The organism is Flavobacterium sp. 22659 (assembly GCF_052044235.1).
GTDB classification, from domain to species: domain Bacteria; phylum Bacteroidota; class Bacteroidia; order Flavobacteriales; family Flavobacteriaceae; genus Flavobacterium; species Flavobacterium johnsoniae.
In genome coordinates, this window is the sequence record NZ_JBQEMU010000005.1 from 104,206 (window position 1) to 118,997 (window position 14,792).

The 14,792-nt window shown below is 36.8% G+C and carries 11 protein-coding genes; 8 read left to right on the plus strand and 3 right to left on the minus strand.

Going from position 1 to position 14,792, the window contains the following annotated elements:
• The first annotated feature begins 58 nt into the window (after positions 1 to 58).
• On the plus strand, positions 59 to 1,081 hold the full coding sequence (locus tag ACTJIW_RS07305; RefSeq protein ID WP_440715937.1) for an LLM class flavin-dependent oxidoreductase: 1,023 nt from the start codon (positions 59 to 61) through the stop codon (positions 1,079 to 1,081).
• 225 nt (positions 1,082 to 1,306) lie between these two features.
• Here ACTJIW_RS07305 and ACTJIW_RS07310 read toward each other — a convergent pair whose 3' ends face one another.
• Positions 1,307 to 3,730, minus strand: a complete 2,424-nt coding sequence (locus tag ACTJIW_RS07310) for a TonB-dependent siderophore receptor (protein WP_440715938.1) — start codon at positions 3,728 to 3,730, stop codon at positions 1,307 to 1,309.
• 200 nt (positions 3,731 to 3,930) lie between these two features.
• Between ACTJIW_RS07310 and ACTJIW_RS07315 the strand changes: the two genes are divergently transcribed.
• Positions 3,931 to 5,211 carry an acetyl-CoA C-acetyltransferase gene (locus ACTJIW_RS07315; protein ID WP_440715939.1) on the plus strand — a complete coding sequence of 427 codons (1,281 nt, stop codon included), beginning with the start codon at positions 3,931 to 3,933 and terminating at the stop codon, positions 5,209 to 5,211.
• Positions 5,212 to 5,302: 91 nt separating this feature from the next.
• Here the strand turns inward: ACTJIW_RS07315 and ACTJIW_RS07320 are convergent, their stop codons facing one another.
• Positions 5,303 to 5,914, minus strand: a complete 612-nt coding sequence (locus tag ACTJIW_RS07320; protein WP_012025307.1) for an FMN-dependent NADH-azoreductase — start codon at positions 5,912 to 5,914, stop codon at positions 5,303 to 5,305.
• Between the two features lie 107 nt (positions 5,915 to 6,021).
• Here ACTJIW_RS07320 and ACTJIW_RS07325 point away from each other — a divergent pair, with 107 nt between their 5' ends.
• The 4 genes from ACTJIW_RS07325 to ACTJIW_RS07340 all read left to right on the plus strand — a co-directional run bounded on the left by ACTJIW_RS07325 (position 6,022) and on the right by ACTJIW_RS07340 (position 12,348).
• On the plus strand, positions 6,022 to 6,393 hold the full coding sequence (locus ACTJIW_RS07325) for a winged helix-turn-helix transcriptional regulator (protein WP_012025308.1): 372 nt from the start codon (positions 6,022 to 6,024) through the stop codon (positions 6,391 to 6,393).
• Between the two features lie 178 nt (positions 6,394 to 6,571).
• Positions 6,572 to 9,490, plus strand: a complete 2,919-nt coding sequence (locus ACTJIW_RS07330; RefSeq protein ID WP_440715940.1) for a PQQ-dependent sugar dehydrogenase — start codon at positions 6,572 to 6,574, stop codon at positions 9,488 to 9,490.
• A gap of 92 nt (positions 9,491 to 9,582) precedes the next feature.
• The gene (locus tag ACTJIW_RS07335; protein WP_440715941.1) at positions 9,583 to 11,493 is read left to right on the plus strand and encodes a fumarate reductase/succinate dehydrogenase flavoprotein subunit; all 1,911 of its coding nucleotides are present in this window, start codon (positions 9,583 to 9,585) and stop codon (positions 11,491 to 11,493) included.
• Between the two features lie 108 nt (positions 11,494 to 11,601).
• A complete protein-coding gene (locus tag ACTJIW_RS07340; RefSeq protein WP_012025311.1) occupies positions 11,602 to 12,348 on the plus strand; it encodes a succinate dehydrogenase/fumarate reductase iron-sulfur subunit in 747 nt (248 codons plus the stop codon).
• A 157-nt stretch (positions 12,349 to 12,505) separates the two neighbouring features.
• Here the strand turns inward: ACTJIW_RS07340 and ACTJIW_RS07345 are convergent, their stop codons facing one another.
• Positions 12,506 to 13,255, minus strand: a complete 750-nt coding sequence (locus ACTJIW_RS07345; RefSeq protein WP_073409316.1) for a 4-hydroxy-tetrahydrodipicolinate reductase — start codon at positions 13,253 to 13,255, stop codon at positions 12,506 to 12,508.
• 385 nt (positions 13,256 to 13,640) lie between these two features.
• Here ACTJIW_RS07345 and ACTJIW_RS07350 point away from each other — a divergent pair, with 385 nt between their 5' ends.
• Both ACTJIW_RS07350 and ACTJIW_RS07355 read left to right on the plus strand, forming a co-directional pair.
• Positions 13,641 to 14,075 carry a DUF1810 domain-containing protein gene (locus ACTJIW_RS07350; protein WP_012025313.1) on the plus strand — a complete coding sequence of 145 codons (435 nt, stop codon included), beginning with the start codon at positions 13,641 to 13,643 and terminating at the stop codon, positions 14,073 to 14,075.
• Positions 14,076 to 14,226: 151 nt separating this feature from the next.
• A complete protein-coding gene (locus ACTJIW_RS07355) occupies positions 14,227 to 14,580 on the plus strand; it encodes a hypothetical protein (RefSeq protein WP_012025314.1) in 354 nt (117 codons plus the stop codon).
• The last annotated feature ends 212 nt before the right edge of the window (positions 14,581 to 14,792 follow it).

A 14,792-nucleotide genomic window follows, 5' to 3' on the forward strand; every position in this document is an offset into this window, starting at 1 on the left:
CTGTAGGCATAAAAAACAGCTTAAAGCTTATAGCTTACTGCCTAAAGCAAAAAAAAGTATGGAAATAGGAATAGACAGCTTTGCTTCGGCAATGTATGGAGACAACAACACGCTAAGCAGTGTTGACGCCATGGAACAGCTTTTACAGAGAATTGAATTTGCTGATCAGTGCGGTCTGGATGTTTTTGGAATTGGAGAACATCATAAAAAAGAATTTCTGGACTCAGCTACAGCGGTTATTTTAAGTGCTGCTGCAGCGAGAACTAAAAATATACGTCTGGCAAGTGCGGTAACGGTTTTAAGCGCTGCTGATCCTGTACGTGTTTATCAAAGTTTTGCAACATTAGATTTAATTTCTAAAGGAAGAGCTGAAATTGTTGTGGGTCGAGGATCTGCTATTGAAGCTTATCCCCTTTTCGGATTTGATCTTAAGGATTACGACGCACTTTTTAAGGAAAAACTGGAATTACTTCTTCAGGTTAGGGACAACGAATTTATAAACTGGTACGGAAAATTTCGTCCGGCATTAAACAATCAGCCCGTTTATCCGAGAGCTTTACAAGAAAAAATGCCTGTCTGGCTTGGTGTTGGCGGTACTCCTGAATCTTTTATCAGAGCCGGAAGTCTGGGTTTACCTTTAATGGCAGCTGTTATAGGCGGACAAACACATCGTTTTAGACCTTTAATTGATTTATATCGTGAGGCTGGTGAAGCAGCAGGTTTTAAACCGCATGAATTAAAAGTTGGTCTTCACTCTCCTGGATATGTGTCGAATACAACCGAAAAAGCAGTCGAAGAATACTATCCGGGTTATGCCGAATTGTGGACAAAATTAGGATATGAAAGAGGCTGGCCTCCGGTAACAAAAGGCAAATTTGACGGATTAATTGATGATCTGGGCGTTTTAATTGTTGGAAGCCCGGAAAGAGCTGCAGAGAAAATTTTACGTCACAGCGAAGCACTTGGCGGTGTAGAAAGATTTACTTTTCAAATGGATAACGCCGGATTAACACATTCGCAGTTAATGAACGCCATAGAACTTATAGGAACAAAACTGATTCCTTTAATCAGAAAAGGATAATCGATATGTTTTTTTAGGCCATAGCCGATATTGGGCCACAGATTACACAGATTAAACGGATTTTTTTAATAAAACAGTGTAAACCCATTTCATCCGTAAAATCCGCGGGCAATAAAAAATGTATCAATTAAAAAACTTTGAGCCTTTGTCTCTATGAACCTTTGAACCTATATAAAAAAAGCATCCGCTGATAACGGATGCTTTCTTTTTTTGATTATTTTAAAATTAAAACAATTTGTATGTCACGCCAACTCTAAAGTTTCTTGGCGCTTCTGTCTGCCAGTAATAAGCCTGCAGCCACTCATAGTAAGAACCACTGTATAAATACTTATCTAAAATATTAAATACGTTTGCCGTAACTTTAATTTTTCCTGTTTCATAAGACAAACCTCCATCTAATTTAAAATAGTTTGGAAGCCTTTCAAGACCTACACTCCAAGTATCAGTCTGACGGCCTACCAGACCAGTTCCTCCTATCGAAGCCCCAAAACCTTTCAGTTTACCGCTTTGTATTGTATAATTTAACCATGCATTTGCTGTATGTTTTGCATATCCGGGAACAGTAGAACCTGCAGCAATAGTTGGAACGTTAGAAGAGGTCACAATAGATTCAGTAAAAGCATAATTAGCAATTACATTTAAGCCGTCAATAATTTTTCCTCTAACATCAAATTCAATACCTTCTGCTCTTTTTTCTCCCAAAATAACTTTATAAATATCATTAGGTCCATTTTTTGGATCAGATGTAAGCTCATTTTTCTTGGTAATTCTATAAGCAGAAAGTGTAGTATTCCATGATCCGTCAAACCAGTCTCTTTTAATACCAAACTCCAGATTATTTCCTGTAAGCGGTTTTATAGGATCTCCATTTTGAGTAATTCCAGATTGAGGAATAAATGCCTGATCGTATAATCCGTAAACACTTGTATTTGAATCTATAGAAAAACTAAGTCCGGCACGAGGCGTAATATGGGTATCTTCCTGTGTATCTCCCCAGCTCGATTGGCTTAACCATGTATATCTTGCAGCAAGAGTCAATCTTAATCTATTTTCAAAGAAACCAAGTTCATCCTGAATGTAACCCGCAGCATATTCTGAACTCATAATTCCTCCTGCTCTCTGGCTAAGCGGCGTTTCATGATCAAAAGCCGGGAAACCATTTGATGGAGTTCCATAATTTGGATTATATACATTAAAAGGATTGTCTACAGTATCAAGATCATGAGATTGTCCCCAGTCTGCCATATAATCTTTATTTCCTAAATCAATCCCTGCTAATATTTTGTGAGAGACAGCACCTGTTTTGAATTTTCCGTTAACGAAAATCTGTCCTAAATACATATTACTTTCAGCATCCCAGATACCCACGTTTCTAATAATTTCACCATAAGCAAGATTACCTTCTGGTGTACCGTCAAAATCTCTGTCGGCTGGTCCGGGACCTACAACACCAGGCCATGAACTATATCCCTGCTGGATGTATTTAAAATATGAAGTCTGAGCTGTTAGTTTCCAGTTATCATCAAATTTATGCTCAAATTGCAAATAACCGCTGTGATCCTGAATATTAGTATCAGGCAATCCTGGCTGAGTCATTGTAAAATTACGCGGTAAAGCAGCATAACCGCCGGCTTGAGGTCCAAAAACATAATAAGAACCAACCTCAGTCATGTTAGCATATTGAAAATTATATTCAGCAGTAATTTTTGTTTTATCATCAATTTGATATGAAATTACAGGAGCAATTACATAACGGTCATTGTGTTCAAACGGGCGGTGAGATCTTTTCTTTTGAGCTGCACCATTAAATCTGTAAAGCAGTTTTCCGGCTTTATCCAGTTTTCCGTCAAGATCAAGGCTCACTCTGTAAAAATCATAACTTCCTACAGTTGCCGTAACCTCTCCTTTTGAAATTCCGGTAGGCTTTTTAGTTACTACATTATAAAGTCCGCTTGGATCACCGCTCGAAAGCATGAATCCTGCAGGTCCTTTTACAAACTCGATATGATCTACAAAACTCATATCCTCTGTTAAAGGTCCCCAGAAAGAAGACACCACATTAAATCCGTTACGGAAAGCCTGAATCTGAGTACCACGCATCGTAATATTGGTATACAAATCTCCCCAGTGTTCTAAACGTACAGCACCACTTACGTTACGAATAACACCGTCACTCATACTTGTAATCTGCTGGTCTTTTAGTGTTTGTGCACTTACAATTTGAATATTTTGAGGAATTTCAAGAACAGGAGTCTGAAGACGCAATGACAACGACGGCTTATCTTGTTTGTACTTATTTTTTGTAATTACTACTTCATCAAGATCTTCCTGAGTTTCAGAAAGTGAAAAGTTTTTTACTGTAGTTTGTTTTGCTGTAACAACAATTGCATCTTCAAGCGGACGAATACCTACTGAACGAACACTAATTGTGTAAGAACCTGGTTTTACATTTCTGATTTCATATTGACCGTTTGCATTGGTAACAGACGAATGTTTGGTTCCTTTAAGAACTACCGAAATACCTTCTAAAGGTTCATTTCCGCTTAAAGCAACTTTTCCGTTCACTTTTCCTAATTCCTGGCTCATCATATTAAATGATGTTAAAAGAACTATAAAAAAGCAGACTTTCTTAATAATAGACATGCTCATTTTAGTAAAATTTTAAGTTTTGTTGGGCAAAAGTAGATTCAAATATTTTGTTTTCCAAATTATTTTAATTCATTCTAAATAAATATAATTAAAAACTGCTTTTTAGTGAAATAATTCTAAACCCGAATTTTATTGCTAATTTTTAATTAAGTCTGCTTATCTTTAATCCTGCAAAAACAAATCCGTCAAAACAAAATCTTATGAATACCAGCAAAACAGTTAGAAAAGTCGCTATTGTAGGTTACAACCGAATTCCTTTTGCAAGAGCAAATACCGCTTATGCATCTGTTGGAAATCAGGAAATGATGACTGCCGCCCTAAACGGACTTGTCGATAAGTATAATCTGCAGGGCCAATTATTAGGTGAAGTTGCCGGAGGTGCTGTAATCAAACATACTTACGATAATAATTTAATCAGAGAGTGTGTAATGAAAACCGCTCTAGATCCCGCCACTCCTGCCTGCGATTTACAACAGGCCTGCGATACCGGAATTGAAAGTGCAGTTTATATTGCTAATAAAATTGCTTTGGGGCAAATTGAATCTGGAATTGCCGGCGGTGTAGATTCTATCAGCGATATACCAATGGCTGTAAGTGAAAAACTAAGGAAAGTTTTGTTAGAAGCCCGTCAGGCAAAATCGCTGGGCGGAAAAATCAAAGCATTTTTAAAATTAAGCCCGAAAGACCTTTCGCCTTTAGTTCCGAAAAATGAAGAGCAGCAAACAGGACTTTCAATGGGCGGACATACTGAGATTACGGCAAAATATTATAAAATTTCAAGGGAAGATCAGGATAATTTTGCACTTAAAAGTCATTTGAATATGGCAAAAGCGTATGATGAAGGCTTTTTTAATGATATGATTACGCCCTTTAACGGACTGGAAAAAGATAATAATCTGAGAAAAGACAGCTCGATCGAAAAACTGGCAAAACTAAAACCGGCATTCGATAAAGTAAACGGAACTTTAACTGCCGGAAATTCTACTCCCCTTACCGATGGCGCTTCTTGTGTACTTTTAGCGAGTGAAGAATGGGCAAAAGAACGCGGACTTCCTATTTTGGCATATATTACTTTTGCTGAAGCTGCAGCGATAGAATATGTAAAAAATCAACAGAATCTTTTGCTGGCGCCTTTATTTGCAGCAAGCCGAATGCTTGAAAAAGCTGAATTAAATTTACAGGATTTTGATTATTATGAAATTCATGAAGCTTTTGCCGCACAGGTATTGGCAACTTTAAAAATTTGGGAAAGCCCGGAATTAAGTGCAGAGTTAGGCTTAAAGAAAACACTTGGTGCAATAGACCGCGAAAAATTAAATGTAAAAGGAAGCAGTCTTGCAGCCGCACACCCTTTTGCAGCAACTGGAGGCAGAATAATTGGCGTAATGGCTAAATTACTAAACGAAAAAGGTTCAGGCCGAGGATTTGTTTCGATTTGTGCTGCTGGCGGACAAGGTGTTACTATGATAATCGAAAAGTAATTATTTTTGATATTAAAAACCCGGCAGATTTTAAAAACCTGCCGGGTTTACTACATACGAGAATGTTCAACCGTCGTAATTATAGTTTATCTTAAAAAGCAAATTCTTCTACAGAAGATAAGGCTTTTGGTAAAGCATTTTCGGCAAAATCAGGAATTGCAGTTCCTTCTACACGAAAAGTAGTAACATCCGTCATTCCTAAAAAACCAAATACCGCTCGAAGATACGATTCTGAAAAATCGTAGCTTTTGTAAGGCCCTTCAGAAAAAATAGCACCAGACGCAATTGATAAATACACTTTTTTATCAGTTACCAATCCTTTTGGTCCTTCGGCACTGTAACTAAAAGTTTTTCCTGCTCTCGCAATCTGATCAATCCAGCCTTTTAAAACAGCCGGAATACCAAAATTGTACAAAGGCACACCAATTACAATTACATCCGATTCTAATAAAGTTTTTATTGCTTCATTTGAATATTTTAATGCTTCTTTCTGTTCCGGAGTATGAGTTTCCTCAGGAGCATATACAGCACTTATATGCGAATTAGTCAAATATGGTAAAGGTGTTTTAGTAAGGTCAAGAGTTTTTACTTCAGTTTCAGGATTTCCTGCAGTTAATTTTTCAATAACAGCATTCGAAAGCTGATTACTAAATGAAGTATCACCATTGGTACTGGTAATTATGCGTAGAATTTTTTGGCTCATAATTTATATAATTTGTTTTACGATACAAACTTATCTACATTTGCTATCTCTTTTATAGTACTATCCTCAAGGATAGCGCTTTCATTGAGGATAGTAACATAATTAGTATGAAAACAAAAGGTGAACTAACAAAAGAAATGGACTGTCAGCCAGAGGAATGTCTTGCTGCATTATTACCCGTAAGAGATGCTCTGGAAGTTTTAAGCGGCAGATGGAAACTCCCAATTTTAATTGCCTTATCAAACAGACCGAAACGTTTTAAGGAAATTTCGAAAGACATAAACGGAATTACAGATAAAATGCTTTCTAAAGAACTTAAAGATCTGGAAATAAATAAACTGGTTACCAGAACAGTTTATGATACCTTTCCGCCAACTGTTGAGTACGCCAGAACAGAACACAGTCATACTTTGTATAATGTTATAAGTGCATTAAACGAATGGGGAACTTTGCATCGAAAAGAAATTATTGGTAAGTAAACCCTTGAATTACAGAAGAAATTAATCTGCATCAAAAAACTTTGTGCCTCTGTTTCGTAGTAAATCTGCACCTTTTGAAGTCCTCAATCGATATCGTAAAGAAATTTTAGTAAAACAAATAATTATACAGAAATAGACTAAATTTGATTACCCAAATCACTAAAATTTCTGAATAATTATGAAAAAAAGTTTACATTTTAACATTAAGAAGCACTTTTTTAGTTATTTCCTACTGATTTCTGCTTTATTAATTTCAACTCAATCTTATTCTCAATACATAACCCAAAACCTTGCTCCCACTGCTGTCATAAAAGAAGGACTTGCATTGGAACAAGCTCCAGACGGAAGAATTTTTATTGCAGAAAGAGCCGGAATTGTCAAAGTTTTTCAAAACAATACGGTATCGACAGTTTTTACAGTAACTACATTAACAGATGCTGAACAAGGTTTACTTGGGCTCACACTTCACCCCAACTTTGCCACAAACGGCTATATTTATGTTTTCTATGCCATTAACGATGGTGTGGTAAGACATAGAATTGAAAGAATCAAAATCGATACTAATAATCAGGTTGTCAGCAGACAGGAAATTTTACTTTTAGAGCCTATTGGCGGCGGATTTCACAATGGTGGCGATTTAAAATTTTTCAACGGCTATCTTTATGTAACCGTTGGAGACAGTCAGCAGGCTTCAAATTCGCAGGATTTAGATACCTACAAAGGAAAAATCCTTCGTTTGACTGAAGACGGACAGCCGGCGCCGGGAAATCCATTTTACGGAAGCGGTTCTGTACAAAGACAAAGCATCTGGGTTTATGGTTTTAGAAATCCATGGCGATTGGTTGCTAATGAAACAGCCAATAAATTGTTTGTTTTAGATGTTGGAACTTCATGGGAAGAAGTAAACGAAATAAGCAATCCTTCTATTCGCAATTATGCATGGGGACATCCGCAGGGAGGCGATGGAAAACAAACTGAAATCAATCTTTTTACCAATCCAATTTTTACCTACGCAACAGGAAGTATTGGAAATGCTTTAACAAACGGCGTACTTTATAATCCGGCAATCTCTCGTTATCCTAATCTTCAGGGGAAATTTATAATTAAGGATTATGTTCGAACAGAAATACGATCATTTGATCCTAATATTGCCGATCCGGTTTCTACAGTATTCTTTACCGCACCGCAGCAGCAGGCACTCGGAATGATGTTAGGTAACGATGGCTATATTTATTACTGTGCTTACGGAAATAACGGCTCGTTAATTAAACTTGATTATATTGAAACAGCGGCTCCTACAATTGTTAATCATCCTGTTTCTCAATCTATAATGGAAACCAATCCTGTAACTTTTTCAGTTTCGGCTAGCGGTACAGGATTAACTTATCAATGGCAGTTTAACAATGCTAATATAAACGGAGCAACTGCAGCAACCTATACAATTCCGAGTGTTACAAATGCAAATGCCGGAAATTACAGAGTTATAGTTACCAATACTGCCGGAAATATAACCAGTAATCCTGCCGTTTTAACTGTTACGCCATTTAGTAATGCGCCAACTGTATCTATTATTTCTCCTTTACCAGCATTAAAATGGAATGCCGATGATGTTGTTGCTTTTGAAGCCACGGCATCAGATGTTGAAGACGGAACTTTACCAGCAAGTGCATTTTCATGGAATATTGATCTTTTTCACGAAGACATTCCCGGAGCCGGACACTCACATCCGGGCGCGAGTCCGCAAGGCGTAAAATCAGGAAATTTTACCGCTTCAAATCAAGGAGAAAAAACACCAAATGTCTGGTATCGATTTACCGTAAAAGTAACTGATAGTAATGGTTTAACAGGAACTGCTTTTGTAGACATTAAACCCAATTTAGTTAATGTTACAGCGGCAAGTTCGCCAGTTCCGCTTAATTTAGAATTCAACCAAAAACCAGTTACCTCACCTTCAACAAAACAAGTTGTGGCAAATGCTGCTTTACAAACTTTAAATGCACCTACACCTCAATATATTGGGAATATCCGCTATGATTTTGACCATTGGAGCCAGGGAGGAAATGCCAATCAAACATTTAAAGCTCCTGCCACAGGAACAATAACATACACAGCATTTTATACTGAAACAGTCCTTCAAAATGCACCTTATCAAGGATTAATTGCCCAAATTCCGGGTATTATTGAAGCTGAAAATTATGATGTGGGCCCAGGTGCCTTTCTGGATAAAAACGGCGGCGGAGATACGGCTTACAGACCAGGCGACGGCGTAGGAACTGAAGTCTGCAACGAAGGCGGTTTTAATCTTGCCTATGTTGCAAAAGATGAATGGCTGAAATATACTGCAAAAGTAAATACAACCGGAAATTATACTATAAACCTAAGAGTTGCCACTCCATATAATACCCGAAAATTACATCTTGAAGTCGATGGTGTAAATGTTACCGGAGTCGTGAATATTCCAAACACAGGAGGTTTCCAGAACTGGCAGACTGTTGCAATTCCAAATATTCCATTAACGCAGGGCAATCACGTTATTACTTTATATTTTGATGAAAACGACACGAATGTAAATAAAATGGAGTTTGTATTATCAGGAAGTACAACCACTCCTATCGCTGATTATGAAGTAACGCCTCAAATGGGCTGTATAAATACGCCTGTAACTTTTACATCAGTTTCAGTAGGAACGGTAGACAATTATCTTTGGAATTTTGGTGAAGGTGCTCAACCCGCAACCGCAGCCGGAATTGGACCGCATACAGTGATTTACGGCACCGAAGGAACTAAAACTGTTTCATTAACAGTCAGCAATTCTATTGGAAGCAATACTAAAAACAATTCTCCTTTTGAGGTGCATAATTGTAATTTGGGTGTCGAAAATCCAAATGAAGAATCAAACAGGATTATTGTTTATCCAAATCCGTCAAAAGGATTATTTCATTTGTCAAAAGAATTAGAGTGGACCGTGTTTTCTGTTTCCGGAAGTAAAATTAAAGAAGGCAGAGGAAACGAAATCTCAATTTCTGAACAGGCATCCGGAATTTATTTCTTAAAAACAAATGCATCAGCTAAAGCAATAATAATCAGCAAACAATAATTTCATTTTATAAGATTTTTATATTAAATTTAGGGTTCTAAAGTACTGTTACTTTTAAAATTTTGCATGAATTCATTTTAAACCGCTAAAAAATGATGGAGTCAAAAATACCCGAAGGCCCGCTTGCCGAAAAATGGAATACTTATAAAGCAAAAGCTAAACTCGTAAATCCGGCCAACCGAAAAAAATTAAACATAATCGTTGTTGGCACCGGACTTGCGGGAGCTTCCTGCGCTGCCTCTTTGGCCGAACAGGGTTACAATATAAAATCATTCTGTTTTCAGGATTCAGCCAGAAGATCCCATTCTGTTGCCGCTCAAGGCGGTGTTAATGCTGCCAAAAATTACAAAAACGACGGTGACAGTGTTTTCAGAATGTTTTATGATACCATAAAAGGCGGCGATTTCAGATCCCGCGAAGCTAATGTGTACCGCTTAGCCGAATGTTCTGCTGCCTTAATAGATCATGCTGTGGCACAAGGCGTTCCCTTTGCCAGAGAATATGCCGGATATTTAAACAATCGTTCGTTTGGCGGTGTTCAGGTTTCCAGAACTTTTTATGCACGCGGACAGACCGGACAACAGCTTTTATTAGGTGCTTATCAGGCTTTAATGAGACAGGTTTCATTAGAAAAAGTAAGCTTACATACCCGTCATGAAATGCTCGATTTAGTCGTAATTGACGGAAAAGCAAAAGGAATTATTGCGCGAAATCTTGAAACCGGAGAACTCGAACGCCATGCTGCAGATGCTGTAGTTTTGGCATCCGGAGGCTACGGAAAAGTATATTATCTCTCTACATTAGCAATGGGCTGTAATAGTTCTGCCATTTGGAGAGCTCACAAAAAAGGTGCTTATATGGCTGGTGTAAGCTGGATTCAGTTCCACCCTACTTCACTGCCCCAGCATGGAACCAATCAATCGAAACTTACTTTGATGTCAGAATCGCTTCGTAATGACGGACGTATCTGGGTTCCCAAAACAGCTGCAGATGACCGACTCCCAAATTCAATTCCCGAAGAAGAACGGGATTATTATCTGGAACGACGTTATCCTTCTTTTGGAAATCTTGCTCCCAGAGATATTTCATCGCGTGCCGCAAAAGAAAGAATCGATGCCGGACATGGCGTAGGCCCAATGAAAAATGCTATTTATCTGGATTTCTCCGATGCTATAAAAGCGCAGGGAAAAGATAAAATCGAAGCCAAATACAGTAATCTTTTTGCAATGTATGAAAAGATTACCGGAATCAACGCTTACAAAGAACCTATGCTTATTTCTCCTTCGGCTCATTTTACTATGGGCGGACTTTGGGTCGATTATGAACTAATGACCACAATTCCGGGATTATTTGCTCTTGGAGAAGCTAATTTTTCAGATCATGGCGCGAATCGGCTTGGTGCCAATTCATTACTTCAAGCCTGTGTAGACGGTTATTTTATTGCTCCTTATACCATTCCAAATTATTTAGCCGGAGAATTAAATGCTCCTAAAGCTGCTATTACGCATCCTGCTTTTGATGAAGCAGAAAGCGCTGTCAGAAAACAATTGGATAATTTTTTAAACAGTAAAGGAACTCTTAGTGCTGATTATTTTCATAAAACCATTGGCAGGCTTTTGTATGAAAAATGCGGTTTATCCAGAAGCCGAAAAAGCCTCGAAGAAGCAATTGAAGGAATTAAAATCTTAAAAACTTCTTTTGAAAATGAGCTTTTAATTACCGGAGATGATACTTTAAACAGCGAATTAGAAAAAGCAGGACGAATTGCCGATTATCTCGAATTAGCCGAATTAATGTGCTACGATGCCCTGCAGAGAGAAGAATCCTGCGGTGCGCATTTTAGAGAAGAATACCAGACTGCCGATGGTGAAGCGGTTCGAAACGACGCTGAATTCTGCTACGTTTCGGCCTGGGAATGGCAGGGAAAAGATAAGCCTCAAAAATTACATAAAGAACCTCTTGTGTTTGAAGCTGTTGAACTTACTGTTAGAAGCTATAAATAAATGGTGAATTCTGAATTGTGAATTGTAAATTATTAATTAACAATCCACAAGTTCAATTTAAAACTCACCAGTAATTCATAATTAACAATTTATAATTAATAATTAGCTATGAAACTCTTTCTAAAAATATGGCGTCAGTTTGATACTTCTTCTAAAGGAGAAATGGTAGATTATGAATTAGACGGTGTTTCAGAACACATGTCTTTTCTCGAAATGCTGGATCTTTTAAACGAATCTTTAATTCAGAAAAAAGAACGTGTAATTGAATTCGATCATGACTGTCGTGAAGGAATCTGCGGACAATGCGGCGTTATGATTAACGGAAGAGCGCACGGACCTTTAAAAAATACTACAACCTGCCAGCTTCATATGCGAAGTTTTAAAGACGGCGAAACGATTTATATTGAACCTTTTAGAGCAAAAGCATTTCCGGTTTTACGAGATTTAAAAATCGACCGAAGTGCTTTCGATGCCATTATCCGTTCCGGCGGTTTTATTGGCGCTTCAACCGGGCAGGCGCCAGAAGCCAACAGTATTCCAATATCTTTTGAAACTGCCGAAGCTTCTTTTGATGCCGCCGCATGTATTGGATGCGGTGCGTGTGTGGCTTCTTGCAAAAATGCAAGCGCTGCTCTATTTGTCGGGGCTAAAATAACGCATTTGGCTTTGCTTCCTCAGGGAAAAGTAGAAGCTTCAAAAAGAGCCATTACCATGGTAAAACAAATGGATGCAGAAGGTTTTGGGAATTGTTCTGATACCAGAGCCTGCGAAATCGAATGCCCGCAGGGAATTTCGGTGCTTTCAATTGCTAAAATGAATTTAGAATACATGAAAGCTTTGACTTTTAGAAAGTAATTATGAAGTCAAGTCAACAAGTAGAGATTTCTCGCAAAGACGCAGAGCCGCAAAGTTTTAAAACTTAAAAAAGAAGATCTTTGCGGCTCTGCGTCTTTGCGAGATAAAAATATATTTTTATTTCGTTTAGATGAACAAAAACAGTTCATTTAAAAACTTAAATCGCAAAATAAGGCGTCAAAATATCTTCAAAATTGTAAAGTCCTTTTTTCTTGTCTTTTAAATTCTCAGCTACAAAAACGACTCCGTTTCCAAAGGCTTCTCTTGAAATCGATTCATGAATTAAACGAACCGTTTGGTACGGAAATCCGAAGATAACTTCATGTTTTCCAACTATTCCTCCCGCTCTTACCGAATTGATGTTTTCTTTTTCAACATCAAGCGCTTCGGCTATTTTTAAAGCGGTCCCCGATGTGCCTTGCTTTTTCTTAAAATGTTCTTCATTTACTTCAATATCAACCCAAGGGGCAATTTTCTTTAAAAACTTGGCCGCAAACAATAAATAATTGACTCCTAATGTGATATTTGGCGACCAGAAAACGGTTGTTTTATTCGATAATTTTTCGAGTAGTTTTAATTCATTTTCTTCATAATGTGAAATTGCAGAAATAATTTTAACGTTGTTTAATGCCGCCGATTCGCCATAAGTGTAAATTCCTTCATTTGATGAAAAATCAATAATAACATCAACCGGATGTTTTTCCAGTAATTCCTCTATACTTGTAGTGGCACTTGAATAAATTAATCCGGGTTCTTCTGACTCGACTCCAAAAAATTCCGGAACTGATCTGTGCTCTAAAACTTTACTTTGTCTTAAAACCCACTCCAGTGAGAATTTTTTGTTTTCCAGTAATATTGACGCTACTGATTTTCCAGTCTTTCCAAATCCGATTAATCCTATTTTCATATAATATTTTTTAAATTGAGTATGAAACTCGTTAGCAGAAATTGATACTTTTAGAAGGCAGAACAATCAGGAAACTGCTCGAAAAAAAAGCCCCTAAAATATCCTAGTTTGATAAAAATAGGAAAATTGTAACAGTTTTACTAACTAAAATTGACTTTTATAACAATTCAAGAAGCAGTTAACAAGAATTATTTTGCTAATTAGAATTTCTTACATAATTATTTAAAATTCTCATCAAAAAGGATTTTGCAGCCAAATTTCTACACCAAAACTCCTTCGTAATATTTAAAAAAAATAGCAGTAAAAAAAAGATTTAGTAATATACAACTAAACTTATTTTCAGTAGTTTTATGGCCTGATACCCCCGAATCAATATCAGTAAAGAATGGCTTACAATACGAAAGAATTAGTACGATTTTTAGATGCTCAAAACAAGCTGTATTTAACGGCTCTTGATGAAATAAAAAAAGGTAAAAAGGAATCTCCGTGGATGTGGTTTATTTTTCCTCAAATAAAAGGAATGGGTTCCAGCGATACTTCTAAATTTTACGAAATTAAAAGTGCTGATGAAGCTATTGCTTTCTTAGAACATCCTATTTTAGGAAAACATCTTGTTGAAATCACGGCAGAATTAATTAAGAAAGAAGATGAGACTGTAACTGATATATTTGGAACTCCGGATGTAGCAAAACTACAGTCGTGCATGACTTTGTTTGCCAGTATTCAAAATACAGAACCGGTTTTTCAGGAAGTTTTGCATAAATATTTCGACGGATCATCTGACTTTCATACACTTCAATTGCTATACAGCAATTTATAAGAAGTAAGAATCATTTTGCAAATACTCCTGATCTTCTAAAAATAAGATCAATTTAGCTGCATTTTTAAATAAGATATCTATATTTGCAACACTGTTGCGATTATTTATTTGATAACTAAACATTTAAATATCGAAACAGAAATGCCACAGAATGAAGAAAAAGGTTATAGCAGTGAATTTTTTGATGTCTTTTGCAGTATTGTTCGCCATGCTGTTTCAGACAGTTCACTCTTATGAACATATCTTAAGGCTTTCTTCAGAACAGCATTGTGATCATAAATACACCGCAGGACAAAAGGAATTAACACACAGCCATTCGGTTGATGCAAACTGTCATATTTGTCATTTTGCTTTTAGTACGTTTGTTCCAAACTCATTCCAGAGCTTTTCATTTCACAAAACATTAGTAGAAGCTGCTTCTTATAAATTCTTTTATTTTGAGGGAATTTCAGCTTTTTTCAAAGGCAGTCTCTTTGCACTGCGTGCACCTCCTGCATTCATTTAATTACCGCAGTTTATTTTTATAAATTAAAATAGCTTTTGCCTTATTTGCTCAAATTAGGTAAAGGAAAATCTATTTTATAGTTTAACTGATTTGATTTTTTTAGTCTAAATCAGCCAAATCTCCTTTTTTAAATTGCAGTAACCTTCAAAAAAACTAATATTCAAGCTTTTAAAAATTATTAAAAGTCTGAAAATTTCTATATCTATTTTTTA